This is a genomic window from Streptomyces sp. NBC_00631, assembly GCF_045206895.1.
GTDB lineage: Bacteria > Actinomycetota > Actinomycetes > Streptomycetales > Streptomycetaceae > Streptomyces.
This window is the reverse complement of sequence record NZ_CP107734.1, coordinates 7,335,742-7,361,410: the sequence shown is the minus strand read 5'-3', so window position 1 is coordinate 7,361,410 and position 25,669 is coordinate 7,335,742. Positions and strand designations below refer to the sequence as shown.

Below are 25,669 nucleotides of genomic sequence, written 5' to 3'. Positions count from 1 at the left end.
GCGTAGTCGCCCGGCCGTGGGCGCGTTGTGGCTGGTCGGAACCAGGGGAAGCGGCGCCGTGCCTACGCGGGCGGGGCGTACGGGCCGCCGGTCGACGCCGGTGGGCCGCCCCGCAGCATCCACGGCGGCGGGACCGGAGTCCAGTCCGGGCCGCGGTGGTCCAGCCACCACCTGCCGATGGTGTGGAACTTCTCCTCGAAGCCGCGGTCCCAGCTGAGGAAGCCGGTGCTCGGCGCCCGCAGGCGGGTACTGCGGCCGCCCGCTTCGTAGATCACGACGGTCCGGCTGCCGAGGAGAGACTCGATCTGGATGGCCTGGACGTCCGACCACTGGATGGGCCGGCGGCGGAAGTTGTGCACGACGGCCGCCGCCGGCGTGAGCGTGACCCCGAACGAGCGCGAGGTGATCAGCAACAGCGGCAGCAGGACACCCCACACGACCAGCCCGGTGCCGAGCACGCGGCCGAACGATCCCCCCTCCCACCAGAACGAGGCCTGGAGGGCCAGGGCGACGAGGGCGGGAAGCATGGGCAACACACGCTGGAGGCGCGTCAACCGGTAACGGACGCGTTCCGGCGGCACAGCCGCACCCCGCGATTCCTCCACCGGTCCCCGCCCCTCGCACGACGCGGCCGGCCCTGGCCCGTCACCGCCACGACAGCATGGCGGACCAGGGGCACGCTGTCCATGCGCCCGGGGCAGAGGCCCGTCAGGCCCCCGCCACCGAGGCCAGGTAGGCCTCCGTCTTCTCCGGCTCGTAGAAGAAGTTCTCGAAGTCGGCGGGGTCGTTGAAGGCGTTGGCGAAGCGGTCGGCGACCGGCTGGAGCTGGCCCGCCGCGCCGATCAGGTTGAGGATGTGCTCCGGCGGGGGCGCCAGCATGGCGTTCGTCCACTTGGTGACGTGCTGGGCCGTGTTCCAGTAGCGGTCGAACGTCTCCTGCATCCAGGCCTCGTCGAACTCCTTCTCGCCGTGTTCCAGGATCGAGTCGAGGTACGCGGCGGCGCACTTGGCCGCGGAGTTGGAGCCCTGGCCGGTGATCGGGTCGTTGGCCACGACGACGTCCGCGACGCCGAGGACCAGGCCGCCGCCGGGCAGGTGGCCGATCGGGTTGCGGACGGTGGGGGCATAGCGGCCGGCGAGGGTGCCGCCGGCGTCGGTCAGTTCGACCTTGGTGGCCCGCGCGTACTCCCAGGGCGTGTACCGCTCCATGAGTTCCAGGGTCAGGGAGAGGTGCTCCGAGGGGTCCTTGACGCCGTTGAAGACGTCCAGCGGGCCGCCGGGTATGCCCTCCCAGAACAGGATGTCGGCGGGTCCCGAGGTGGTCAGGGTCGGCATCACGAAGAGCTCGCCGACGCCGGGGACCAGGTTGCAGCGGACCGCGTAGTAGTCCGGGTGCTCGGGGCGGGGACCGAGGCCGTGGACGTAGGCGACGGCGAGCGCGCGCTGCGGCTCGCCGTACGGCGAGCGGGAGGCGTCGCGGCCGAACATCTGGACCAGTTCGCCCTTGCCGGCCGAGACCAGCACCAGGTCGTAGGTGCGGGCGAAGTAGTCCAGGTCGCCGACGGCCGCGCCGTGGATGACCAGCTGGCCGCCGCGCTGTGCGAAGGTCTCCATCCAGCCGGCCATCTTCACCCGCTGGTCGACCGACTGCGCGTACCCGTCGAGTTTGCCCACCCAGTCGATGGCGCGGGCCGCGGGGCCCTCGCCCCAGGAGCCCGGGGCCGCGACCGAGACGCCGAGTCCTTCGATCTTCGGGGCCTGGGACTCCCAGAAGTTCAGCTGGAGATCGCGCTCGTGCTGCAGTGCCGTGTGGAACATGCACTGCGTCGACATGACCCGGCCGGAGCGGATCTCGTCGGCGGTCCGGTTCGACATCAGGGTGACCTCGTAGCCGTGCGACTGGAGGCCGAGGGCGAGCTGGAGACCGGACTGGCCGGCCCCCACGACGAGTATCTTCCGCATGCGGTGGTGGCTCCTAAGGGTTCAGAAGATCTACTCGGGTGTTTCGTCCAGCGCGTGGGCGACCAGGGACAGCAGCGTCTCGATGGCCGAGATCCGGCGGCGGGCGTCCATGATCATTACAGGTATGTGCGGAGGGATCGTCAATGCCTCGCGCACGTCCTCGGGTTCGAAACGCTCGCTGCCGTCGAAGTGGTTGACCGCGACGACGTACGGCAGCCCGCAGCTCTCGAAGTAGTCGAGCGCCGGGAAGCAGTCCTTCAGCCGCCGGGTGTCCGCGAGGACGACGGCGCCGATCGCGCCGCGCACCAGGTCGTCCCACATGAACCAGAACCGCTGCTGGCCCGGCGTGCCGAACAGGTAGAGCACCAGGTCGTCGTCGAGCGTGATGCGGCCGAAGTCCATGGCCACGGTCGTGGTGAGCTTGCCGGGGGTGGCGGTGAGGTCGTCGGTCTCCTCGCTCGCCTCGGTCATCAGCGCCTCGGTCTGCAGGGGCGTGATCTCCGAGACTGCGGTGACCAGCGTGGTCTTGCCGACGCCGAAGCCGCCGGCCACGACTATCTTCGTGGCGATGGGGGCCCGGGTGCGGTCCGTCTGCCAGGACCGCGGCTGCTCCTCCCCGTCGAGGAGCGGGTTGACGCCGGTGGCGTCAGAGACGGCGTAGTCCACTCAGCACCCTTTCCAGCAGAGCGCGGTCCGGGCGGCCCACGCCGTGACCGGTACCGGTTCCGTACACACGGATCTTTCCCTGGTCCGCGAGGTCGCTGAGCAGGACCCGGACCACACCGAGCGGCATCTTCAGCAGCGCGGCGATCTCGGCCACCGTGCGCATACGGCGGCACAGTTCGACGATGGCCCGCATCTCCGGCATCACCCGGGTGCTGAGGGAACCATTCGTCAGTTCCTTGCGCTCCTCGGGGGCTTCGAGTGCCGCGACGAACGTCTCCACGAGGAGGACGTGGCCGAAGCGGGTACGGCCGCCGGTGAGCGAGTAGGGGCGGACGCGGGCGGGTTTGCGGTCGCCGCCGCGTACCGGGAGGTTCTGCCTGCGGTTCTTCGGCGCGCTGGTCATCGGCCGCTCCTCGTGGCGTCGCCCTCCAGGGACTTGCGTAGCTCGGTGCGGAGTTCGGGGGTCAGGACGTGGCCGGCCCGGCCGACGAACAGTGCCATGTGGTAGGCCACCACGCTCATGTCGCACTCCGCGCTGCCGTGCACACCCAGCAGCGACCCGTCACTGATCGACATCACGAAGAGGCTGCCCTCGTCCATCGCGACCATCGTGTGCTTGACCCCGCCGAAGTCCATCAGCTTGGCGGCGCCGACGGTGAGGCTGCCGATGCCGGAGACGATGGTGGCGAGGTCGGCGGCGGAGCCGCGCGGGCCCGTCCGTTTCTCGCTCCTGGCCTCGCGGGCCTCCTCGATACGGCCGGGGTCCGAGGAGAGCAGGAGCAGTCCGTCGGAGGAGACCACCGCGACGGACTGGATTCCGGGCACCTCCTCGATGAGGTTGCTCAGCAGCCAGTGCAGGTTGCGGGCCTCACTGCTCAGTCCGAAGGTACTGGGCGCGGTCAACTGCTTGCCTCCTCGACTGTGCCCCCCGTGGCTTCTTCGGATACAGCTGTTGCGGGTACGGCTCGTACGGTGCTCGGCACCTTGTTCTGGCCCGTCTGCTCGGCGATCTCCGCCTCGACGTCACGCCGTCCGGCGTCGGCGCCCCGGCGGAAGCCGCCGAGCCTGCGGCGGAGGGCATCCGCGTCGACGCCGGTGCTTCGCTGGCGGGGCGGTGGGGCGGGGGCGGTGATCTTGGGGGTGCGCTTGGGGAGGCCCTTGCTGGTGACCGGGTCCTCGGCTTCGCTGTCGGCGGTTTCGTTCCCACCCGCACCACCCGTGCGGCTTTCGTGGTCGGGTGCGGGTGGCCCCAGCGGGGCGTACTCGCCGCCGGCGGCCGCGGGCTGCGGGCGCGAGTGAGCATCGGCGCCGACGGACTGCGGGCGCGAACGGTCCTCGGTGCCGGCCGACTGCGGGTGTGAGCGGTCCTCGACGCCGGCCAGCTGCGGGTGTGAGCGGTCCTCGACGCCGGCCAGCTGCGGGTGTGAGCGGTCCTCGACGCCAGCCGACTGCGGGTGTGAACGGTCCTCGACGCCAGCCGACTGCGGGTGTGAACGGTCCTCGGTGCCGGCCGACTGCGGGCGCGAACGGTCCTCGGCACCGGCCGACTGCGGGCGCGAACGGTCCTCGACGCCAGCCGACTGCGGGCGCGAACGGTCCTCGACGCCAGCCGACTGCGGGCGCGAACGGTCCTCGACGCCAGCCGACTGCGGGCGCGAACGGTCCTCGACGCCAGCCGACTGCGGGCGCGAACGGTCCTCGACGCCAGCCGACTGCGGGCGGGTCCAGATGTCGGCGTCGGCGGGGTGTTCCCGTTCCTCGGCCGGTCCCGGGCCCGCCTCCGGGTCCGTCGGGACCAGCAGTTCCATCGTCGTCTCGGCGAACGTCTCCGCGGGTGCCTTCTGTCGGGCCACCGGCTCGGGGTGCGCGGGCTTCGGCGAAGCCGCCTGCTCGTGTACGGCGTCCTCGTCGGCCCACCCCTCGTCGGCCCCCGGCACGGCCGCACCGTGCCCGTCGGACTCCCGTACCGCCCGCTCCGCCAGCGTCACCAGGGGATCGCCGGACGTGGAGCGGCCGTACAGGACGTTGGAGTTGACCTCCGCGTCCGCGCCGGGGAGGGAGTAGGCGTGGGCGGCGGGGGTCGCGGACTGCGGGACCGCCGCCTTGGGGGCCGCGGCCAGCAGGGGCTGGGGCAGGACCACGACCGCGGCCACCCCGCCCTGCTTCTGCTCGCGGAGCTGGACGCGGACGCCGTGCCGGTGGGCCAGCCGGGCCACCACGTAGAGGCCGAGGCCCAGACCGTCCTCGCCCTCCTGGTCGTACGGCGACTCGGCGTCGAACTCGGCGAGGCGGGTGTTGAGGCGGACCATGCGGTCGGCGGTCATGCCGATGCCCTCGTCCTGGACGGAGAGCATGACCTCGCCGCTCTCCAGCAGCCAGCCGGAGACCTCGACGGGGACGTCGGGCGGGGAGGACGCGGTGGCGTTCTCCATGAGTTCCGCGAGGAGATGGGAGAGGTCGTCGGCCGCGAATCCCGCCACGTGCGCGTGCGGGGGCAGGGAGGCGATCCGGACCCGGTCGTAGCGCTCGATCTCGCTGACCGCCGCCCGGACGACGTCCACCAGCGGGATCGGGCCCGCGTGCTGCTGGACGTGTTCGGTGCCGGCGAGGACCAGGAGGTTCTCGCTGTGGCGGCGCATGACCGTGGCGAAGTGGTCGAGCTTGAAGAGGGTCGACAGGCGGTCGGGGTCCTGTTCGCGCTCCTCCAGCGTCTCGATGACGGCCAGCTGGCGCTCCACCAGGCCGAGTGTGCGCAGCGCGAGGTTGACGAAGGTGGAGCCGATGCTGGTGCGCAGCCGCCCCAGCTGGGCCGCGGCGTCGGCGACCTCGGCGCGCAGCTCCTCGCGGGCGTCGGCCATCTTCTGCCGCTGGCCGACCAGGTGCTTGCGGTCGGTCTCCAGGGTGGCGATCCGGTCGTAGAGCTCCACGGCGTGCGCGTGCAGGGCGTTGACGGAGCGGACGACCTGGGCGAACTCGTCGTTGCGGCCGGTGAAGGTGATCGGTTCCTCGGTGCGCGGGTCCTCGGCCCCGGCGAGACGCGCCGAGCCCCGGCGGAGCACGGAGAGGGGCCGGGTGAGGGTGCGCGCCATGGCGGTGGCGATGCCCACGGCGACCAGCATCAGGGCGCCGAGCACCGCGACCCGGATCTCCAGCGCGGTGACGTCGTCGTCGCGGAGCTGGGCGAGGTCCTTGGTGCGGTGGTCGTAGAGGGCCGACTCCACGCCCCGCATCAGGTCGACCCGGGCGGACAGCGCCGCGTCCAGCTTCTTGACGCTGGTGCCGAGGTCGTCGTCCGAGAGGGTCGGCTGGTCGGTGAGGGCGGCCAGGTACTTGTCCGCGTCGTTGACGTCGCCGCCGTTGACCGTGGAGTCGTACGACTCGACCGCGTTCTTGGGCGCGGTGTCGTGGAAGTCGGCCAGGGCCGCGTCGGCGCGCAGCCGGGCCTGCTGGGCGGCGGCCGTGAGGGCGTCGCGCTGCTTCCTGTCGGCCTCGGAGGTGGTGGTGCTGGTGACCGGCAGCCCGGTGATCGGGCTGATCGTGGTCTGGGTGCTGCTCGGGATGTTCAGGGCGGCCAGGAGCAGACCGCGGGCGGCGGCGGACTGCTGGACCGCGGAGTCCAGTTCTGCGAGCGCGTAGGCGCCCGAGCCGGCCCGGGCCGGCATCTGCTCGGCCAGTTCCTCGGCGAGCCGGTGCAGTTCGGTGATCGTCTGCGAGTACGCCTCGTGCGCCTGGAGAGCGGTGCTCTTGCCGGTGAGCGCGGCGCGCCGGACGGCGGCGATGCCGTCGAGGTCGGTGCGCAGCCAGCCGGGGGCGTCGGTGTCCGCGCGCAGGTCCTCGACCTGGCGGTCTACGCGGGCGCTGCGGTCCTCCGAGGGCGCCTTGGACTTGGGGCGGCCCGCCGCGATGTAGGAGGTGACCTCGTCACGCTCGTCGGCGAGCGAGTTGGCCAGCGCCAGCGCGTCCTGGGTGCGGCCGGCGAGCGTCACCAGGTCCTGGGAGTCGCTCAGCTGCCCGGAGGCGGTCAGCAGGGCGGGCGCGCCGGCTCCCGCGATCGCGGCGGCGACCACCGCGACGGCCACGATCAGCCGGGTGCGGACGTGCTTGGGACGGCCGGTGCCTACGGGGGCCGCGGCGCCCGTTTCGGAGGCCGTCTTCTTGGCTGTGCGCCGAGGCCGCGTCTTCTGCACCGGTGCTCGCATTCCTGAACTCGTGTACCCGAGGGGCTGGGTGGCACCCCGTCATGATCCCCGGCATTTGGTGCCAAGTGGTGCGCGCACCCGATTCGTACGGTCCCCGACCCTCCCAGCGCCGGTGGGCAGTGGTCTCACATCGACTCACCCGCCACCCGAAGGAGTGAACATCGGAGGGGAGTTGGCGGGCAAGTTCCGGCGGACCATGCGGGGTCCTTTTCCGGCTGGCCGGTTGGACGCGGACGGCAGGCTTTGGCAGGATTCGCCACCGCACCTTCCCGGAGTGCGTCATTCCACCCCAAAACAGGCGACTGACCTGCGGGACCGTGGCAATTCCGAGGGTGTTGCCAGCCTTTGGCGAAGCCTGTGAAGGGGTCGTGCAGACTGGCCGAATGCGTACTGAAGTCGTTTCGGAACCCGGCGCCCCCGACCGCCCCAACGAGGACTTCGCCGGTGTCGGACTTCCGGCCTCGGGACAGGGGGGTTGTGTGATCGTCCTGGACGGGGTCACCCCGCCGCGGGGCGCCACCGGGTGTCTGCATTCCGTCCCCTGGTTCACCGCGCGGCTGGGCGGCGCGCTGACCGAACTGACCGTTTCGCGCGGAGATCTGACGCTGCGGGAGATCCTCGAACGGGCGATCGACCGCACAGCTGTCGCACACGCCGACACCTGTGACCTTTCTCACCCGCGCACGCCCCAGGCGACGGTCGTGCTGAGCCGCTGGTCCGAGAAGACCGTGGAGTACCTGGTCCTGTCCGACTCCGCGCTGCTCCTGAGGTCCCCCCGCGGCACGGTCACCCCGGTCCTGGACGACCGGCTCGACCGCGTGCCCCGCGCCTCGCTGGTCTCGGACGCGATCGCCGACGCGACGGTGCGCAACAAGGAGGGCGGCTTCTTCACCGCCGCCGCCGACCCGTCGGTGGCGGCCCGCGCGGTCACCGGGACCGTGCCGCGCGCCGAGGTCGGCGCCCTGGCCGCCCTCACGGACGGGGCGACCCGCTGGACGGAGAAGTTCCGCGAGGGCGACTGGACGGCCCTCCTCGACGTCATACGCAAGGAGGGGGCGCGGGCGCTGGTCGACCGGGTGCGGGAGCTGGAGGCGGCCGACCGTGCGGAGCGGGTGTTCCTGCGGCGGAGCAAGACGCACGACGACGCGACGGTGGTGTACGTCGAACTGTGAAGCCCCGGTGACGGCTACTTCTCCATGACGCCGTTCAACTGGTGGAGCAGCCGGGCCAGTTCGGCGACCTCGGGGCGCTCCCAGTGGGCGAGCTGGCGGACGTAACGGCCCCGGCGGGCCTCGCGGACCGTGCCGACCCGGCGCCGGCCCTCGTCGGTGAGGGCGACCAGCCAGGCCCGTCCGTCGGCCGGGTCTGGCTCCCGGGCGATCAGGCCGAGCTCCTCCAGGGCGCGCAGCTGGCGGGACATGGTGGCCTTGCCGACGCCGATGTAGCCGGCCAGTTCGGTGGCGCGCTGGCCGCCGCACTCGTCGAGCCGCACGAGCAGCCCGTAGGCGGCGGACTCCAGGTCGGGATGGACCTCGCGGGCCATCTCGCCCTGGCTGGCCCGGGCGCGGCGCAGCAGCACCGTCAACTCACGTTCCAGGGCGAGGAACTCCTGGTCCGCACCGGTCGGCGTCAGCCCGGTGGCGGCACGCTGTCCGTCGCCCTTGTCGTCCTCGTGCACGTCAGCACCCCTGATCGGTTTCGCAGTCCTGAAAGTTTCCGTCAATCGCCGTCATCACCGCAGCTCGCCAAGTATTCCGCAGGCTCAGACCACCGGCAGCCTCCGGACCCCCTTCCCCGGAGTCCGCCCCGCGCGCAGCGCCCGGATCCGGGGAATCGATGGCATGCCCACGCCAGCCGAGCGCGTCGCGCCGTGTGACACCGCGTCGTGTCGCAGCGCGTAGCGCGACCACCTCTGGCATATCTGGGAGCCCCACCTCACCCCACGGAGGCACGTCATGCCCGTGCACAGACCCGCCCCCACCCGCGTCACCGCCCTGCTGGCGCTGCTGCTCGCGGCGCTCGCCGCGGCCCCCGCCCACGCCGACCCGTCCGGCCCGGCCGTCCCGGTCCGCGGCTCCGCGTACATGGGCATGGGCGTCCCGGCCCACGACGGCCAGATCGGCACGCCCAAGACCGGCCTCGCCACCCAGGCCGAGGGTGTCGACGTCGCCAGCTACCAGGGCGATGCCTCCTGGCCGGCCCTGCTGAGCAGCGGGGTCCGATGGGCGTACTCCAAAGCGACGGAAGGCACGTACTACACGAACCCCTACTTCACCCAGCAGTACAACGGCTCCTACGACGCCGGCATGATCCGCGGCGCCTACCACTTCGCGACGCCGGACACCACGGGCGGCGCCGCCCAGGCCGACTACTTCGTCGACCACGGCGGCGGCTGGTCCAAGGACGGCCGGACGCTGCCCGGCGTCCTCGACATCGAGTGGAACCCGTACGGCGCAGCGTGCTACGGGAAATCCGCGAGCGGGATGGTCACCTGGATCAAGGACTTCCTGACCAGGTACAAGGAGCGGACCGGCCGCGCCGCCGTCATCTACACGGCGACCAGCTGGTGGACCGACTGCACCGGCAACTACAGCGGTTTCGCCGCCACCAACCCGCTGTGGATCGCCCGTTACGCCTCCGACGTGGGCACCCTGCCGGCCGGCTGGTCGGCCTACACCATGTGGCAGTACACGTCGACCGGCCCGACGGTCGGGGACCACGACAAGTTCAACGGCGCCGTGGACAAGGTGGCCACGTTCGCCAACGGCTGAGCAGGTCGGGTGAAGTTCTGCGGCGCCCCGAAGGGGCGCGGGGCTGTGTCGATCTGCGGCTCCGCCGCGTGGGCGCGACCAGCCACGACGGCTCCGCGGACGAATGACGGCGCGCAGGGCGAAGGCCCGGGCTCCTCGCGGGACCCGGGCCTTCTTCATCCGGCAGCGTCCGTCACGCCGCTACCGGAACCTCCGGCGCCGCGCCGTTCGTGGCGGGCGCGAGCGCCAGCTCCAGGACCTGGCGGACGTCGGTCACGGCGTGGACGTCGAGCTTGTCCAGCACCTCGGCCGGGACGTCGTCCAGGTCGGCCTCGTTGCGCTTCGGGATGACGACGGTCGTCACCCCCGCGCGGTGGGCGGCGAGCAGCTTCTGCTTCACGCCGCCGATGGGCAGCACCCGGCCGGTCAGCGAGACCTCGCCGGTCATGGCGACGTCCGTGCGGACCAGGCGGCCGGAGAGCAGGGACGCCAGGGCCGTGGTCATCGTGACGCCCGCGCTCGGGCCGTCCTTCGGGACCGCGCCCGCCGGGAAGTGGATGTGCACACCCCGGTCCTTCAGGTCGCCGACCGGCAGTTCCAGCTCGGCACCGTGCGAGCGGAGGAAGGACAGAGCGATCTGCGCCGACTCCTTCATCACGTCACCCAGCTGACCGGTGAGGGTCAGCCCCGCGGCGCCCGTCTCCGGGTCGGCCAGGGACGCCTCGACGAAGAGCACGTCGCCGCCGGCGCCGGTGACCGCGAGGCCCGTCGCCACGCCCGGGACGGCCGTGCGGCGCTCCGCCGGGTCCTGGGCGGACTCGGGCACGTGGTGCGGCCGGCCGATCAGGGCCCGCAGGTCCTCGTCCCTGATCGTGAACGGCAGCTCCCGCTCGCCCAGTTCGTGCTGGGCCGCCACCTTGCGCAGCAGCCGCGCGAGCGACCGCTCCAGGGTGCGCACGCCCGCCTCACGGGTGTACTCGCCGGCGAGCTTGCGCAGCGCGCTCTCGTCCAGGGTCACCTCGTCCTTGGCGAGCCCCGCCCGCTCCAGCTGGCGCGGGAGCAGGTGGTCACGGGCGATGACGACCTTCTCGTCCTCGGTGTAGCCGTCCAGGCGGACCAGCTCCATACGGTCGAGCAGGGCCTCCGGGATCGCCTCCAGCACGTTGGCGGTGGCGAGGAAGACGACGTCGGACAGGTCGAGTTCGACTTCCAGGTAGTGGTCGCGGAAGGTGTGGTTCTGCGCCGGGTCCAGGACCTCCAGGAGGGCGGCCGCGGGGTCGCCGCGGAAGTCGGAGCCCACCTTGTCGATCTCGTCGAGGAGGACGACCGGGTTCATCGAACCGGCCTCCTTGACCGCCCGCACGATCCGGCCGGGCAGCGCGCCGACGTAGGTGCGGCGGTGACCGCGGATCTCGGCCTCGTCGCGGACGCCGCCGAGGGCGACCCGGACGAACTTGCGGCCCATCGCGTGCGCGACCGACTCACCGAGCGAGGTCTTGCCGACCCCGGGCGGGCCGACGAGGGCGAGGACGGCACCGCCACGGCGGCCGCCGATGACCCCGAGCCCCCGGTCGCTGCGGCGCTTGCGCACCGCCAGGTACTCGGTGATCCGCTCCTTCACGTCCTCCAGACCGGCGTGCTCGGCGTCCAGGACGGCCTTGGCGCCCTGGATGTCGTAGGCGTCCTCGGTCCGCTCGTTCCACGGCAGTTCGAGGACGGTGTCCAGCCAGGTGCGGATCCACGAGCCCTCGGGCGACTGGTCGCTGGACCGCTCCAGCTTGTCGACCTCCTTGAGGGCGGCCTCGCGGACCTTCTCGGGCAGGTCGGCGGCCTCGACGCGGGCGCGGTAGTCGTCGGACTCCTCGCCGTCCTTGGCGGCGTCGCCGTTCAGCTCGCGCAGCTCCTTGCGGACCGCCTCCAGCTGACGGCGGAGCAGGAACTCGCGCTGCTGCTTGTCGACGCCTTCCTGGACGTCCTTGGCGATGGTCTCGGCCACGTCCTGCTCGGCGAGGTGGTCGCGGAGCTGCTGGGTGGCGAGCTTGAGACGGGCGACCGGGTCGGTGGTCTCAAGGAGCTCGATCTTCTGCTCGGTGGTCAGGAAGGGCGAGTAACCGGAGTTGTCGGCGAGCTGGGACACGTCCTCGATGGCCTGCACCCGGTCCACGACCTGCCAGGCGCCGCGCTTGCGCAGCCAGGCGGTGGCGAGGGCCTTGTACTCCTTGACCAGTTCGGTGACATGACCGGGCGCCGGGTCCGGGACGTTCTCGTCGATACGGGTGCCCTCCACCCACAGGGCGGCACCCGGGCCGGTGGTACCGGCACCGATGCGCACCCGGTAGCGGCCGCGGATCAGCGCGCCCGGGTCACCGTCGGCGAGCCGGCCGACCTGCTCCACGGTGCCGAGCACACCGGTGCTCGGGTAGGTGCCGTCGATCCTCGGGACCAGAAGCACCTTGGGCTTTCCGGGCTCGGTACGGGCGGCAGCCTGCGCGGCCTCCACGGCGGCGCGTACATCGGGGTCCTTCAGGTCCAGCGGGACCACCATCCCGGGCAGCACGACCTCGCCGTCGAGAGGCAGCACAGGGAGGGTGAGTGATGCGGACGTCGAAGCCATGATCTCCCCTTCGGCAGTCAACTTGAGTTATGCCGACTCAATGCATGTGAGCCACCGAATGTTCCCAGGGGTGTGTTCGCTGTGAGCGATCGGCTGCCGACCTGGACGTACCGGCCGTACGGCCGAGGCCCGCACCGGCAAAAACAGTTGATCGGCCCGGGCTCATTCCCCGTACGGTCGGCCGGTGACCGACACCGACAGCACCGCGGCCCTGCTGGCCGCCTACGACGCCCAGATGCGCGCCGTCCAGCCCCTCCCCGCGCCCGGGATCACCTACGAGCACGACGGCCCCGCCCTCAGGGTCGTGGGCCAGCACCGCGGTTTCGTGACCGGGCCGCGCGACTGGGGCGGTGTGCGCGGCCCCGAACTGGACGCGCTGATCGCCCGGCAGCGGGACTTCTTCGCGGCGCGCGGGGAGGCCGTGGAGTGGAAGACGCGCGGGCACGACGACCCGGCGGACCTCCCCGACCGGCTGCGCGCGGCGGGCTTCGTGCCCGAGGACCGGGAGACGGTGGTGATCGCCGAGGTCGCGCACCTGGCCGTGGCCGTGCCCGGGCCGCCGCCCGGCGTGACCCTCCGCCGGGTCACCGCCGACGCGGACCTGGACCGCATCGCGGCGCTGGAGACGGCGGTGTGGGGCACGGACATGGCGTGGATCGCCGGCTACCTGAGGGGCCGGCTCGCGGTCGCCCCCGACGACAACGAGGTGTACGTGGCCGAGGCGGCCGGAAAGGTCGTCTCGGCGGCCTGGGTGGCCTTCCGGCCCGGCGCGGACTTCGCCATGTTGCTGGGCGGCTCCACACTGGCCGAATGGCGCGGCAAGGGCATCTACCGCGCCCTGGTCGCCCTACGCGCAACCCGAGCAGCGGCCCGGAAAGCCCCCTACCTCCTCGTGGAGGCCTCGGCCGACAGCGCCCCGATCCTGAGGCGACTGGGCTTCACAGCGGTGACGACGACGACCCCGTACGTCTGGACCCCGGCCCACTGAAACGCGCCCGCAGGGGCGCGGGGCTGTGTCGACGTGCGGCTCCGCCGCATGGGCGCGACCAGCCACGACGACGCCGCACCCGGCAATCGACCGGCACCCCTACGGCGAGTGGCACCCGCAGCTCCGGCACCGCCGGACAACCGCCGTCCGCGGGAAAGAAGAAGGGCATCCCCGCTGCGACTGCCACGACTCCGCAAGGCCATCGCCACACCACCGCAACGAAACTCACAGGAAAAACGGCGAAACTGCCAGCGGATTCACAGCGAACGACGACGGCGGCACGTAACGGGGCCCGGGGGGACACATGGACGAGAAGCGGCCCACGCCCGGCCGGCCAGGCCGTCGTGCCGTGCTCACCGGCGCCGCCGTCGTCGCGGCCGGCGCCGCCGTCCCGTCGGCCCTGCGCGCCGTCGACGCCGACGGCGACGCCGCACCCGCGCCCGGCCGCACCGCCCCCGCCGCCCCCGTCGCGAGCCGTCCCCCGGCGTCGCCCCTCCCCCGCACCGACCCGCGCCCGAACATCCTCCTCGTGCTCACCGACGACCAGCCGAAGGAGACGGACTGGGCGATCCGGCGTACCGCCGACTGGCTGGGCGGCCAGGGCGTGACCTTCGGGCGGGCGCATGCCAACACCCCGCTGTGCGCGCCCTCCCGGGCCTCGATCATGTCGGGGCGGTACGCGCACCACCACGGCGTCCTGGACACCCGCCACCCGTACCACCTCGACCAGCACACCACCGTGCAGCGCCAGTTGCACGAGGCGGGCTACCGCACCGGCCTGTTCGGGAAGTACCTCAACTACTGGCACACCGGCGACAACCCGCCGCACTTCGACGAGTGGCTCCTGCAGGAACCGGTGGCGTACTTCAACGGCCACTACAACGACAACGGCACGGTCCGGAACATCCCCGGCTACAACACCACCGTCATCAGGGACCGCGCTCTCGCCTTCATCGACGCGTCCCGGACCGACACCCGCCCCTGGTTCGCGTACGTCGCCACCCGCAGCGCGCACGAACTCAACATCCCGGAGCGGAAGTACGCGCACGCGCGCGTGCCGGAGTGGCCCGGCCGGCCCTCCGTGTACGAGGGCGACAAGAGCGACAAACCGCCGTTCCTGCAGAAGGCGGAGCACACGTACGAGCAGGGAAAGGCGCTGCGCAGGCGCCAGTTGCGCACCCTGCTGTCGGTGGACGACGCGATGCGGGACTTCCAGGACGAGCTGCGCGCGCTGGGTCAGCTGGAGAACACGCTCGTGCTGTACACCAGCGACCACGGGCTGTGCTGGGCGGACCACGGCTGGCTGCGCAAGTCGGTACCGTACCGGCCGAGTCTGGAGGTGCCGTTCTGGCTGTCGTGGCCCGCGCGCGGCCTGGGCAAGGGCACCGTCGACGACCGGCTCACCGGCCATGTCGACATCGCGCCGACCCTCCTGGACGCGGCCGGCATCACCCCGGACACCCCGCACGACGGCCACTCGCTCCTCGACACCCGCAACGACCGCGACCGGCTCCTCGCGGAGTGGTGGTGGAACCGGCAGGACCAGGAACCGATCCACACCTGGGCCACGCACGTCGGCAAGTCCTCGCAGTACACGGAGTACTACCGCACCCGTCTCGACGGGCAGGGCCGGCCCACGCAGGGCGACGGCGCGGTCCTCTTCCGCGAGTTGTACGACCTGGCCGCCGACCCCTACCAGCTCACCAACCGCCTGCACGGCGCGACGGCCGAGCAGGAAGCGGCCCTCGGCGTCCCGGAGTTGGCGAAGGGCCTGGCGGCGGCGCGGGGCGCCTGAGCTCAGGAGGCGAACGCGCCTGCGCCGGCCGGGGCCTGGGCCCGGGCCCGCTCCCGGTGCCAGCCTCGTACCACCGGCCAGAGCCCGGTGCCGATGGCCAGCGAGATCAGGTGGCCCCAGTTGGTCATCGGGTCCTCGAAGGCGATGAGGTCCGTGAGGAGGCTGTAGCCGACCAGCGCGAGCAGCGGCCAGCGCAGCCAGGGGGTGAGGAGACCGGAGAGCGCTCCGATACTGGCGGCCACGCCGAAGCTGATGCCGTAGTCGAGGCGGTGCAGGGAGGTGTCGGGGAGGTGGCCGACCAGCACCGCGAGGCCGACCGGGACCTCGGTGGCGAGGGTGGCCAGGACATGGCCCGTCAGGAAGACGACGATCGCGCGGGCGCCCCCTATCCGCCGTTCCAGCGCGGTCAGCACGAGCACGAAGGCGAGGGCGTACGGCGACAGGAGTCCGCCCGCGATCCACAGGGCGCTGGCCAGCAGGACGAAGACCGGGGTGCGCAGCAGGTGGGCGACGTCGGTGCTGGAGTCCTGGTAGAGCGTGCGCAGCAGGCCGGGGCCGGCCTGGCTCGCGAAGAGCGAGGTGAGGGCCAGGATCGCGGTGTAGGCGAAGGTGACCGGGGTGCCGGTGGGGCTGGGCAGCAGCCGCCAGGGGCGCGGGACCGAGGGATGCGGACGCCAGGTGAGCAGGTGGCCGGGGCTCAGCCGCAGGGCGGGGTGCGTCGTCTCCGCGGCGGCGACCGGTCCGCGCTGGCGGGGCACGCCGTCGAGCAGTGCGGCGACGTCCCCGGCGGGAAGGGGCTCGGGCGTGGGCGTCGATGCGGCCCTCGCGGTCCGTTCCACGGTGAGGCGCTCCTTCCGTTTCACCCCACCCTTCGCCGTCCCGCGAGCCGCTGTCTGTGACCGGGGCCACGCGGGGGACGATTCACAGGATTTTCTGAAGAACCAAGAGGGGTCAGGAGGAACCATACGAGCCGCATCCGGTCACCCGCGGGCGCGGAGCGCCGGGCGGCCCCTCGAACGGGTGACACCCGTGCGGCTGCCCGGCACCGGTAATTCGCGTGGTCGCAAAGCCCTGTTGAGGCAGGATGGTGGGCATGACTACCGCGGCCAGCGTGTTCGACAGTCGTCCCGTGGTCCTGGACCGGCGCCACGGGCCGTACGGCGAAGTGGTCCTGCGCCGGCACGGCGAGCTGCTGCAGATCATCGCCAACGGCTGCTTCCTGATGGACACCTCCGACGGGCGCTCGGAGCGGTTGCTCGTGGACGCCGCGCGCGAGGCTCTGGACGGGCGGGCGCAGCCGGCGGTGCTGATCGGCGGGCTCGGCGTCGGCTTCTCGCTCGCCCATGCCGCGAAGGACCCCCGGTGGGGGCGGATCACGGTCGTGGAGCGGGAACCGGCCGTCGTCGCGTGGCATCGGGAGGGGCCGCTGTCCGCGCTCTCCGCCGCCGCGTTCGCCGATCCGCGCACGACGATCGTCGAGAGCGATCTCGTCGCGTACGTCAATGAGACTTCCGACACGTTCGACGCGCTGTGCCTGGACATCGACAACGGCCCCGGCTGGACCGTCGACAAGGGCAACGAGGGGCTCTACTCACCGGCCGGACTCGCAGGCTGCGCAAGGGTGTTGAGGCCGGGCGGGGTACTGGCCGTCTGGTCGGCGCAGCCCTCTGCGGAATTCGAGGGATCCTTGTGGAATGCCGGGTTCCAACGGGTGCGTACCGAAGAGATCCCGGTTGCCCGGGGCGTTCCGGACGTCGTTCACCTTGCCGTCCGCCCTGGATAGCGAGTGCGCCTCCTGTCCCCGTAATGTGCATCCCTGACGCGGATCATTCAAGCGTCAATCGCAGTCATGGGATCACCCCACTGGTTCCGGAAAGCACACAGGGGCGGGCGATGGAGCAGACACACACCTCCCAAAACGGCACGGCGACGGCCACTCCGGGCGCCCAGCGCCGGGTTCTGGTCGTCGAGGACGACCCCACGATCGTCGACGCCATCGCGGTTCGCCTGCGCGCCGAGGGGTTCCTCGTGCAAACAGCGGGCGACGGTCCGGCGGCCGTCGACACCGCCGAGGCCTGGCAGCCCGACCTGCTGATCCTCGACATCATGCTGCCCGGCTTCGACGGTCTGGAGGTCTGCCGGCGCGTGCAGGCGGCCCGGCCGGTGCCGGTGCTGATGCTCACCGCGCGGGACGACGAGACCGACATGCTGGTCGGCCTCGGGGTCGGCGCCGACGACTACATGACCAAGCCGTTCTCCATGCGGGAGCTGGCGGCACGCGTGCACGTGCTGCTGCGGCGGGTGGAGCGGGCGGCCATCGCGGCCTCCACGCCCCGCTCCGGCATCCTGCGCCTGGGCGAGCTGGAGATCGACCACGCGCAGCGCCGGGTCCGGGTGCGCAGCGAGGACGTCCACCTCACCCCGACCGAGTTCGACCTCCTGGTGTGCCTGGCGAACACCCCGCGCGCGGTTCTCTCCCGTGAGCAGCTGCTCGCCGAGGTGTGGGACTGGGCGGACGCCTCCGGCACCCGCACGGTCGACAGCCACATCAAGGCGCTGCGCCGGAAGATCGGTGCCGAGCGGATCCGCACCGTGCACGGTGTGGGCTACGCGCTGGAGACCCCGACGCCATGAGCGGCGGGCCGGCCGGACCGAGAGGAGGCCCCGGGGAGGACCCCTGGGGCGCCGTACGCCCGTTCTCGATCAAGACCAAGCTCGGCGCGCTGGTCGTCGTCTCGGTGCTGATCACCACGGGTCTGTCGATCGTCGCGGTGCACACCAAGACGGAGCTGCGCTTCATCACGGTCTTCTCGATGATCGCCACACTGCTCATAACGCAGTTCGTGGCGCACTCGCTCACCGCGCCGCTGGACGACATGAACGCGGTGGCCCGGTCGATATCGCAGGGCGACTACACGCGCCGGGTGCGCGAGAACCGCCGGGACGAGCTGGGCGACCTGGCCGAGACGATCAATGTCATGGCCGACGAGCTGGAGGCCCAGGACCGCCAGCGCAAGGAGCTGGTGGCGAACGTCTCGCACGAGCTGCGCACGCCCATCGCGGGGCTGCGGGCCGTCCTGGAGAACGTCGTCGACGGGTTCGCCGAGCCGGACACCGAGACGATGCGCACCGCGCTGAAGCAGACCGAGCGCCTCGGACGCCTGGTGGAGACCCTCCTCGACCTGTCCCGGCTCGACAACGGCGTGGTCCCCCTGCGCCAGCGCCGTTTCGAGGTGTGGCCGTACCTCTCGGGCGTGCTCAAGGAGGCCAACATGGTCGTCGGAGCGCGCGCGAGCATGACCTCGGGCTCCGGGAACCACACCCGTACCGACGTCCATCTGCATCTGGACGTCTCCCCGCCCGAGCTGACCGCGCACGCCGACCCGGAGCGCATCCACCAGGTGGTGGCGAACCTCATCGACAACGCGGTCAAGCACAGCCCGGCGCACGGCCGGGTGACCGTGAAGGCACGGCGCGGGCCGCAGCCGGAGTCGCTGGAGCTGGAGGTCCTGGACGAGGGGCCCGGCATTCCGCGCTCGGAGTGGCACCGCGTCTTCGAGCGCTTCAACCGCGGGGCCGTACGGCGGCCGCACGGTCCGGGCAGCGACGGCGGTACGGGACTGGGCCTGGCGATCGCCCGATGGGCGGTGGATCTGCACGGCGGCCGGATCGGTGTGGCCGAATCCGACCGTGGCTGCAGGATTATCGTCACTCTCCCGGGGCTTTCATCCGTGCCAAGTTGACGTAAAGTTCGATCCGGAGCCTCAAGATCCACCTGTGGTGGCACAGCCGTCCGCGCAGCCGGACACGTGTGATCAGGTGCGGCCCCCGCGCATGTCGCGCCGGGCGCCGGAGCGAGGTGATCTCCGGCACGGCGGAGCCATGCCCGGTCCAGTCCTCTCGCAGCGCAACCACGCTTGTTTCCCGCCATATCAAGCCCTGAAACCCAGTTTTTGATGTGACTTACGCGACGATGGACCGGCCCGACCTGACCTTCGCGGTCTTGGAGGCGTAGCCTTTGTTTCCGCTGTCCATCACCTTGTGAAGCGGAAGAGGGCGGTTGCCGCCGTGTCGCCACAGTCCCCCAGTAATTCGAGTATCTCGACCGACGCAGACCAAGCGGGCAAGAACCCCGCGGCCGCGTTCGGACCGAACGAGTGGCTCGTCGACGAGATCTATCAGCAGTACCTCCAGGACCCGAATTCGGTAGACCGTGCCTGGTGGGACTTCTTCGCCGACTACAAGCCGGGAGCGCCCGCCGCCTCGGCTCCGGCGGGTACCGCGGCCGCGGGGGCCGCGGGCACCACCTCCACGGCACCCGCGCCGGCCCAGCCGGCGGCTCCGGCGCCCGCCGCGGCCGCTCCCGCCGCCCCGGCACCCGCCGCGTCGGCTCCGGCCGCCCCGGCCGCGCCCGCCGCTCCCAAGGCCGCAGCGCCCGCACCTGCGCCCGCGAAGCCCGCCGCCGCTCCGGCCCCGGCCGCCGCGAAGCCGGCCGCCGCGGCCGCCAAGGCCGCGCCCGCCGCCGCGGGCCCGGAGGGTCCCGAGCTGGTCACCCTGCGTGGCCCCGCCGCGGCCGTCGCGAAGAACATGAACGCCTCGCTGGAACTGCCGACGGCCACCTCGGTCCGCGCGGTCCCGGTGAAGCTGCTCTTCGACAACCGGATCGTCATCAACAACCACCTGAAGCGCGCCCGGGGCGGGAAGATCTCCTTCACGCACCTGATCGGCTTCGCGATGGTGCAGGCCATCAAGGCCATGCCGTCGATGAACCACTCGTTCGGCGAGAAGGACGGCAAGCCGACCCTGGTCAAGCCGGCCCACGTCAACCTGGGCCTCGCCATCGACCTGGTCAAGCCCAACGGCGACCGCCAGCTCGTCGTCGCGGCCATCAAGAAGGCCGAGACGCTGAACTTCTTCGAGTTCTGGCAGGCCTACGAGGACATCGTCCGTCGCGCCCGCGACAACAAGCTGACGATGGACGACTTCACCGGCGTCACGGTCTCCCTGACCAACCCCGGCGGCCTCGGCACGGTCCACTCGGTCCCCCGCCTGATGCCCGGCCAGTCGGTCATCCTGGGCGTCGGCTCCATGGACTACCCCGCGGAGTTCCAGGGCACCAGCCAGGACACCCTGAACAAGCTCGGCATCTCGAAGGTCATGACGCTCACGTCGACCTACGACCACCGGGTGATCCAGGGCGCCGCCTCCGGCGAGTTCCTGCGCAGTGTCGCGAACCTGCTGCTCGGCGAGAACGGCTTCTACGACGACATCTTCGAGGCCCTGCGCATCCCCTACGAGCCGGTCCGCTGGCTCCGGGACATCGACGCCTCGCACGACGACGACGTCACCAAGGCCGCCCGCGTCTTCGAGCTGATCCACTCCTACCGGGTCCGCGGCCACGTCATGGCCGACACCGACCCGCTGGAGTACAAGCAGCGCAAGCACCCCGACCTGGACATCACCGAGCACGGCCTCACCCTGTGGGACCTGGAGCGCGACTTCGCCGTCGGCGGCTTCGCCGGCAAGTCGATGATGAAGCTGCGCGACATCCTCGGGGTGCTGCGCGACTCGTACTGCCGCACCACCGGCATCGAGTTCATGCACATCCAGGACCCGAAGCAGCGCAAGTGGATCCAGGACCGCGTGGAGCGCCCGCACTCCAAGATGGAGCGCGAGGAGCAGCTGCGGATCCTGCGCCGCCTGAACGCGGCGGAGGCCTTCGAGACCTTCCTGCAGACGAAGTACGTCGGCCAGAAGCGCTTCTCCCTGGAGGGCGGCGAGTCCGTCATCCCGCTGCTCGACGCGGTCCTGGACTCGGCCGCCGAGTCCCGCCTCGACGAGGTCGTCATCGGCATGGCCCACCGCGGCCGCCTCAACGTCCTCGCCAACATCGTCGGCAAGTCGTACGCGCAGATCTTCCGCGAGTTCGAGGGCAACCTCGACCCGAAGTCGATGCACGGCTCCGGCGACGTGAAGTACCACCTGGGCGCCCAGGGCACCTTCACCGGCCTGGACGGCGAGCAGATCACGGTCTCGCTGGCCGCGAACCCGTCCCACCTGGAGACGGTCGACCCGATCATCGAGGGCATCAGCCGCGCCAAGCAGGACATCATCAACAAGGGCGGCACGGACTTCACCGTCCTGCCGGTCGCCCTGCACGGTGACGCGGCCTTCGCGGGCCAGGGCGTGGTGGCCGAGACCCTGAACATGTCGCAGCTGCGCGGCTACCGCACCGGCGGCACGGTCCACATCGTCATCAACAACCAGGTCGGCTTCACGGCGGCCCCCGAGTCGTCGCGCTCCTCCATGTACGCGACCGACGTGGCCCGCATGATCGAGGCCCCGATCTTCCACGTGAACGGCGACGACCCGGAGGCCGTGGTCCGTGTGGCCCGCCTGGCCTTCGAGTTCCGTCAGGCGTTCAACAAGGACGTGGTGATCGACCTCATCTGCTACCGCCGCCGCGGTCACAACGAGTCGGACAACCCGGCCTTCACCCAGCCGCTGATGTACGACCTGATCGACAAGAAGCGCTCGGTGCGCAAGCTCTACACCGAGTCCCTGATCGGTCGCGGCGACATCACCCTGGAAGAGGCCGAGCAGGCCCTGCAGGACTACCAGGGCCAGCTGGAGAAGGTCTTCACCGAGGTCCGCGAGGCCACCGCGCAGCCGGCCGCCGCTCCCGCCCACGAGCCGCAGGACGGCTTCCCGGTGGCGGTCCCGACGGCCATCTCCACGGAGGCCGTCAAGCGCATCGCCGAGTCCCAGGTCAACATCCCGGACTACTTCACCGTCCACCCGCGTCTGCTGCCGCAGCTGCAGCGCCGGGCGGCGATGATCGAGGACGGCACGATCGACTGGGGCATGGGCGAGACCCTGGCCATCGGCTCGCTGCTGATGGAGGGCACTCCGGTGCGCCTGTCCGGCCAGGACTCCCAGCGCGGCACCTTCGGCCAGCGCCACGCGGTCCTGATCGACCGGGAGACCGGCGCGGACTACACCCCGCTCCTCTACCTGTCCGAGGACCAGGCCCGCTACAACGTCTACAACTCGCTGCTCTCCGAGTACGCGGTGATGGGCTTCGAGTACGGCTACTCGCTGGCCCGTCCGGACGCGCTGGTGATGTGGGAGGCGCAGTTCGGTGACTTCACCAACGGCGCCCAGTCGGTCATCGACGAGTACATCTCGGCGGCCGAGCAGAAGTGGGGCCAGACGTCCGGCGTCACGCTGCTCCTCCCGCACGGCTACGAGGGCCAGGGCCCGGACCACTCCTCGGCCCGCATCGAGCGCTTCCTCCAGCTCTGCGCCCAGAACAACATGACGGTGGCCATGCCCACCCTCCCGTCGAACTACTTCCACCTCCTGCGGTGGCAGGTGCACAACCCGCACCACAAGCCGCTGGTCGTCTTCACCCCGAAGTCGATGCTGCGCCTCAAGGCGGCGGCCTCGAAGGCGGAGGAGTTCACGAGCGGGCAGTTCCGCCCCGTCATCGGCGACGCGTCGGTGGACCCGGCCGCGGTCCGCAAGGTCGTCTTCTGCACCGGCAAGGTCTACTACGACCTGGAGGCCGAGCGGCAGAAGCGCGGCGTCACGGACACCGCGATCATCCGCCTTGAGCGCCTGTACCCGCTGCCGGGTGCGGAGCTCCAGGCCGAGGTCAACAAGTACCCGAACGCCGAGAAGTACCTGTGGACCCAGGAGGAGCCGGCGAACCAGGGTGCCTGGCCGTTCATCGCGCTCAACCTGATCGACCACCTGGACCTGGCGGTCGGCGCGGACGTCCCGGCCGGCGAGCGCCTGCGCCGCATCTCCCGCCCGCACTCCTCGTCCCCGGCGGTGGGTTCGGCCAAGCGCCACCAGGCCGAGCAGGAGCAGCTGGTGCGCGAGGTCTTCGAGGCCTGAGCCTGAGGCCCTTGCCGAAGGGCCCGGTCCCCGTCACGGGGCCGGGCCCTTCGGCGTTCGCTCCGGACCCCGGTCTCGGGGCGCGGCCCCTGTTGTTCAGTACGTCGGGCGTCCGCGAGCCCTGCCCGCCGAGGGGTCACGGGGTCGGCGCTCCGTCCAGCGTGCGCGCACCGTCTCGACGTACGCCTGCGCGCGCGCCGTGTGGTCCCGGGGAGCAGGGTGCTCGGCAAGGCGTTCGTGGGCGGCGGCCATCTCGTCGACGAACCGCCTGCCCGCCGCCGTCAGGTCGGACGAGCCGGCCAGCGCCGGCAGGGCAGCCCCGACCTGGGCCTGACATCGCGCGTACTGCGCCCACGCGGCCCCGCTCCGTGCCGGGTCGGCGGTGAGCGCCCGGCGCTGGAAGAAACCGGCCAGCGCGAGGTGCGCGTACGTGCCCTGGAGCAGACCCTCGTACGGCCGTGGGTCCGCGCGCCAGGGCGCGAAGTACCGGGCCACCGGTCCCGCCCGATGCAGCTCCACCATCTCGCTCAGCGCCGCCAGCTTGGTGTGCTGGAGCTCGTGGACGAGCGTCGCGGCGCAGGCCACCGGGGTCAGCGGGACGCTGCAGAGCAGGGCTCCGAACGCCTCGCGCACGGTCCCGCTGCAGCCGGCCCGGCGTCCCGCCCCCGGCGGCAGCTCCATCGGCACCACGCACCGCAGCAACGCCCCCGCTTCCGCGAGCCGGCCCGCCCCGCCCGTGCGGAGTACCGCTGCCGTGCCCGACCAGGTCCGCAGCCACCGCTTCCGCTCGGCGTCGTCCAGGTCCGCCGGGCCGCTGAGCGCGTACGGGCCGGGTTCGCGGGGCGGGACGCGGTAGGGGTCGAGGTCGTCCAGGGGCATGGGGGCGGCGCCCGGAACCAGTCCCGGGAGCGTGTACGCCGAGGTCCAGGCAGGCGAGCCGGACAAGGCACCGCTGCCGACCTCCAGGAGGACGGTCGTCCGGACGGCCGCCTGCCGGAGTGTCATCCGCCCTTGCGCGTACGTCGCTTGGACGCGTTCGCCCTCCGTGTGCAGCGCCCCCAGCGACGGAAGCACGAGGACCCCGTCCCGAGCCGTCAGTTCCGTGGTGAACGGGATTCCGGCACGGGCCGCCGCCACCGCCGCCACGGCGCCGAAGTGGGCCAGGTCGAGCGCGAGTTCGCGGCGCTGTGCGTCGGTGGGCGGGCCGGTGCGCGGGTCCAGGGCGGTCAGGCAACGGCGGGCCCAGGGGCCGAGCAGCGGATGACCGAGTGCGGTCCGGGCCGGCGAGCCGGAAGCCGTGGCCCGGTCCGCGGCCGTGAGCAGCGCCCAGTCCTCCCGCAGCCGTGCCTTCGCCGTCGGCGGGCAGAGCGCGGGATCCGCGGCCTGCGCCGCGTCCAGCACCGCGCGCAGCAGGAGCAGCCGCCGGGTGTCCTGGTCCCGGACCAGCAGGGCGAGCGTGTCGGCACCGCCCTCCGTGCGCCCGAGTTCGGCGAGGGCCGTTTCCGGGACCGCCGGAAAGATCACGGGGTGCCCCCTTCGCGCGCGGCCAGGGCGGGTTTCGTGTCCGCGGCGAGCCGACCGGCCACATGCCGGATGAAACGCTCCAGGTCGGCGCAGTACACCGAGGGATTGCGGAAGCCGTGTCCGGCCCGGTACCGGTGGGCGTAGTGGCCGCCGCCGCACACGGTCAGCAGCGGGCAGGCCCGGCACGCGTCGGCGAGGGCGGACCGGCCCGCCTGCCGGGCCGCGACCCCCGGGTGCCGCAGCGCCTCGTCGAAGGCGTGCCGGAAGACGTCCAGTCCGGTGCGGGCGGCGCCCTCGTACGCCGACTTCAGCGAGTCGACCTGTTCGATGGACCCGTCCGTCTCCACCACCAGCGCGTCGAAGGGCGCCAGGCCGAGGGATTCACCGGCCGCCGGCAGGCCCAGCAGCAGGGCCAGGCACTCCTCGAAGAGCCGTATCCGGGTCTCCCGGCGCCCGGCCGACCACCAGCGGTCGAAGACGGCACACAGCCAGTCGCCGTGGCGGGTGCCCTCCAGGTGCGGCGGCGGGACGGACCAGTTGCCGTGCGGGAGGAGCAGGTCCAGCGCCGGCGGACGGAGTTCGAGGAGGCTGTCGTACGTCTCCACCGGATCCAGTGTCGGGTCCACGACGGTCAGGATGCCGGCGTACGACGTGGGGAAGCGGTCGGCGACCAGGCGCGCTCCGCGGGCCGCGGCGGGCCAGGACGGGCGGCCGGCGTGGTCGACACGGCGTGCGTTGTGCCGGGCGCGGCCGCCGTCGAGGCTGATGCCGATCCGGATGCCGTGCCGGGCCAGGACGGTCAGGCGTTCCTCGGTGAGGAGCGTGGCGTTGGTCTGGACGGTGGGCCGGACCGTGCAGTCGGCGGGCACCCGCGAACGTACGGCGTCGGTGAAGCGGGCGAGGGTAGCGGCGCCCGCCAGCAGGGGTTCTCCGCCGTGCAGGACCAGGGCGATGGTGGTGAGGCCGTGGCTGCGGGCGTGTTCGGCGATGCGGTCGGCGGTGCGGTCCAGGACGGCGGGCGGGGCGGCGGCCGGGCGGCCGCGCCAGCTGTGGTCGGGGCCCTCGTAGAGGTAGCAGTAGGTGCAGGCCAGGTTGCAGCGGCCGTGCACCTTCACGATGAACTGCCGGAAGGGGCGACCGGTCGCAGACACTCCAGCACCCCCATGCCGTACGCCTTCATCCGTGGTACCGCCTGTGTCCGGCCGCATTCCCGGCCGGGGACCGGACGCAAACCCGATGAGCCCGAAGCCGTCTCTTTCCGCTCCCGTG

Annotated in this window: 19 protein-coding genes; 8 read left to right on the top strand and 11 right to left on the bottom strand. The window is 71.9% G+C overall.

All coding sequences use genetic code 11. From position 1 onward, the window contains the following. Positions 1-62: 62 nt before the first annotated feature. The 6 genes from OHB00_RS33990 to OHB00_RS33965 all read right to left on the bottom strand — a co-directional run bounded on the left by OHB00_RS33990 (position 63) and on the right by OHB00_RS33965 (position 6,815). On the bottom strand, positions 63-527 hold the full coding sequence (locus tag OHB00_RS33990; RefSeq protein WP_406440500.1) for a hypothetical protein: 465 nt from the start codon (positions 525-527) through the stop codon (positions 63-65). Between the two features lie 181 nt (positions 528-708). After that, complete coding sequence (locus tag OHB00_RS33985; RefSeq protein ID WP_406440498.1) at positions 709-1,962, bottom strand: styrene monooxygenase/indole monooxygenase family protein; 1,254 nt, start codon at positions 1,960-1,962, stop codon at positions 709-711. Between the two features lie 30 nt (positions 1,963-1,992). Continuing rightward, positions 1,993-2,628, bottom strand: coding sequence for a GTP-binding protein (locus OHB00_RS33980; RefSeq protein WP_406440497.1), 636 nt, complete (start codon positions 2,626-2,628; stop codon positions 1,993-1,995). Then, positions 2,609-3,031, bottom strand: coding sequence for a DUF742 domain-containing protein (locus OHB00_RS33975; protein WP_406440495.1), 423 nt, complete (start codon positions 3,029-3,031; stop codon positions 2,609-2,611). The genes OHB00_RS33980 and OHB00_RS33975 overlap by 20 nt, the downstream gene beginning before the upstream one ends. Beyond that, on the bottom strand, positions 3,028-3,531 hold the full coding sequence (locus OHB00_RS33970; RefSeq protein ID WP_406440493.1) for a roadblock/LC7 domain-containing protein: 504 nt from the start codon (positions 3,529-3,531) through the stop codon (positions 3,028-3,030). Before OHB00_RS33970 ends, OHB00_RS33975 begins: the two co-directional genes overlap by 4 nt. Then, positions 3,528-6,815 carry a nitrate- and nitrite sensing domain-containing protein gene (locus OHB00_RS33965; protein WP_406440491.1) on the bottom strand — a complete coding sequence of 1,096 codons (3,288 nt, stop codon included), beginning with the start codon at positions 6,813-6,815 and terminating at the stop codon, positions 3,528-3,530. Before OHB00_RS33965 ends, OHB00_RS33970 begins: the two co-directional genes overlap by 4 nt. A gap of 395 nt (positions 6,816-7,210) precedes the next feature. On the opposite strand from OHB00_RS33965, the gene OHB00_RS33960 reads away from it, so the two are divergent. After that, on the top strand, positions 7,211-7,999 hold the full coding sequence (locus tag OHB00_RS33960; protein WP_406440489.1) for a hypothetical protein: 789 nt from the start codon (positions 7,211-7,213) through the stop codon (positions 7,997-7,999). A gap of 14 nt (positions 8,000-8,013) precedes the next feature. Here the strand turns inward: OHB00_RS33960 and OHB00_RS33955 are convergent, their stop codons facing one another. After that, positions 8,014-8,505, bottom strand: coding sequence for a MarR family winged helix-turn-helix transcriptional regulator (locus OHB00_RS33955; protein WP_406440487.1), 492 nt, complete (start codon positions 8,503-8,505; stop codon positions 8,014-8,016). 277 nt (positions 8,506-8,782) lie between these two features. Here OHB00_RS33955 and OHB00_RS33950 point away from each other — a divergent pair, with 277 nt between their 5' ends. After that, complete coding sequence (locus OHB00_RS33950; RefSeq protein ID WP_406440485.1) at positions 8,783-9,598, top strand: lysozyme; 816 nt, start codon at positions 8,783-8,785, stop codon at positions 9,596-9,598. 172 nt (positions 9,599-9,770) lie between these two features. On the opposite strand, the gene lon is transcribed toward OHB00_RS33950, so the two are convergent. Next, positions 9,771-12,191, bottom strand: coding sequence for an endopeptidase La (lon, locus tag OHB00_RS33945; protein WP_406440483.1), 2,421 nt, complete (start codon positions 12,189-12,191; stop codon positions 9,771-9,773). Positions 12,192-12,426: 235 nt separating this feature from the next. On the opposite strand from lon, the gene OHB00_RS33940 reads away from it, so the two are divergent. Both OHB00_RS33940 and OHB00_RS33935 read left to right on the top strand, forming a co-directional pair. Continuing rightward, entirely contained in the window at positions 12,427-13,179 is a 753-nt protein-coding gene (locus tag OHB00_RS33940; protein ID WP_406446112.1) for a GNAT family N-acetyltransferase, read from the top strand. 304 nt (positions 13,180-13,483) lie between these two features. Next, on the top strand, positions 13,484-14,974 hold the full coding sequence (locus tag OHB00_RS33935) for a sulfatase (RefSeq protein ID WP_406440481.1): 1,491 nt from the start codon (positions 13,484-13,486) through the stop codon (positions 14,972-14,974). 2 nt (positions 14,975-14,976) lie between these two features. Here OHB00_RS33935 and OHB00_RS33930 read toward each other — a convergent pair whose 3' ends face one another. Beyond that, positions 14,977-15,813, bottom strand: a complete 837-nt coding sequence (locus OHB00_RS33930) for a rhomboid-like protein (protein ID WP_406440479.1) — start codon at positions 15,811-15,813, stop codon at positions 14,977-14,979. 254 nt (positions 15,814-16,067) lie between these two features. Between OHB00_RS33930 and OHB00_RS33925 the strand changes: the two genes are divergently transcribed. From OHB00_RS33925 to OHB00_RS33910, 4 genes are all read left to right on the top strand, one after another. Beyond that, positions 16,068-16,757: a spermidine synthase gene (locus tag OHB00_RS33925; RefSeq protein ID WP_406440477.1), complete on the top strand. Its 690-nt coding sequence runs from the start codon at positions 16,068-16,070 to the stop codon at positions 16,755-16,757. Positions 16,758-16,867: 110 nt separating this feature from the next. Beyond that, a complete protein-coding gene (locus tag OHB00_RS33920) occupies positions 16,868-17,608 on the top strand; it encodes a response regulator transcription factor (RefSeq protein ID WP_406440476.1) in 741 nt (246 codons plus the stop codon). Further along, complete coding sequence (locus OHB00_RS33915) at positions 17,605-18,717, top strand: ATP-binding protein (RefSeq protein ID WP_406440474.1); 1,113 nt, start codon at positions 17,605-17,607, stop codon at positions 18,715-18,717. Before OHB00_RS33920 ends, OHB00_RS33915 begins: the two co-directional genes overlap by 4 nt. A gap of 325 nt (positions 18,718-19,042) precedes the next feature. After that, positions 19,043-22,876: a multifunctional oxoglutarate decarboxylase/oxoglutarate dehydrogenase thiamine pyrophosphate-binding subunit/dihydrolipoyllysine-residue succinyltransferase subunit gene (locus OHB00_RS33910; RefSeq protein WP_406440472.1), complete on the top strand. Its 3,834-nt coding sequence runs from the start codon at positions 19,043-19,045 to the stop codon at positions 22,874-22,876. 96 nt (positions 22,877-22,972) lie between these two features. Here the strand turns inward: OHB00_RS33910 and OHB00_RS33905 are convergent, their stop codons facing one another. Together OHB00_RS33905 and OHB00_RS33900 are read right to left on the bottom strand one after the other, a co-directional pair. Next, entirely contained in the window at positions 22,973-24,397 is a 1,425-nt protein-coding gene (locus OHB00_RS33905; RefSeq protein ID WP_406446110.1) for an aKG-HExxH-type peptide beta-hydroxylase, read from the bottom strand. Continuing rightward, positions 24,397-25,608, bottom strand: a complete 1,212-nt coding sequence (locus OHB00_RS33900) for an FxsB family cyclophane-forming radical SAM/SPASM peptide maturase (RefSeq protein WP_406440470.1) — start codon at positions 25,606-25,608, stop codon at positions 24,397-24,399. The genes OHB00_RS33905 and OHB00_RS33900 overlap by 1 nt, the downstream gene beginning before the upstream one ends. Positions 25,609-25,669 lie beyond the last annotated feature (61 nt).

Coding starts and splice junctions, on each gene's coding strand:
- OHB00_RS33950 (WP_406440485.1), top strand. CDS start 8,783: ATGCCCGTGCACAGACCCGCCCCCACCCGCGTCACCGCCCTGCTGGCG.
- OHB00_RS33940 (WP_406446112.1), top strand. CDS start 12,427: ATGCGCGCCGTCCAGCCCCTCCCCGCGCCCGGGATCACCTACGAGCAC.
- OHB00_RS33935 (WP_406440481.1), top strand. CDS start 13,484: ATGGACGAGAAGCGGCCCACGCCCGGCCGGCCAGGCCGTCGTGCCGTG.
- OHB00_RS33960 (WP_406440489.1), top strand. CDS start 7,211: ATGCGTACTGAAGTCGTTTCGGAACCCGGCGCCCCCGACCGCCCCAAC.
- OHB00_RS33925 (WP_406440477.1), top strand. CDS start 16,068: ATGACTACCGCGGCCAGCGTGTTCGACAGTCGTCCCGTGGTCCTGGAC.
- OHB00_RS33920 (WP_406440476.1), top strand. CDS start 16,868: ATGGAGCAGACACACACCTCCCAAAACGGCACGGCGACGGCCACTCCG.
- OHB00_RS33915 (WP_406440474.1), top strand. CDS start 17,605: ATGAGCGGCGGGCCGGCCGGACCGAGAGGAGGCCCCGGGGAGGACCCC.
- OHB00_RS33985 (WP_406440498.1), bottom strand. CDS start 1,962: ATGCGGAAGATACTCGTCGTGGGGGCCGGCCAGTCCGGTCTCCAGCTC.
- OHB00_RS33990 (WP_406440500.1), bottom strand. CDS start 527: ATGCTTCCCGCCCTCGTCGCCCTGGCCCTCCAGGCCTCGTTCTGGTGG.
- OHB00_RS33900 (WP_406440470.1), bottom strand. CDS start 25,608: ATGCGGCCGGACACAGGCGGTACCACGGATGAAGGCGTACGGCATGGG.
- OHB00_RS33975 (WP_406440495.1), bottom strand. CDS start 3,031: ATGACCAGCGCGCCGAAGAACCGCAGGCAGAACCTCCCGGTACGCGGC.
- lon (WP_406440483.1), bottom strand. CDS start 12,191: ATGGCTTCGACGTCCGCATCACTCACCCTCCCTGTGCTGCCTCTCGAC.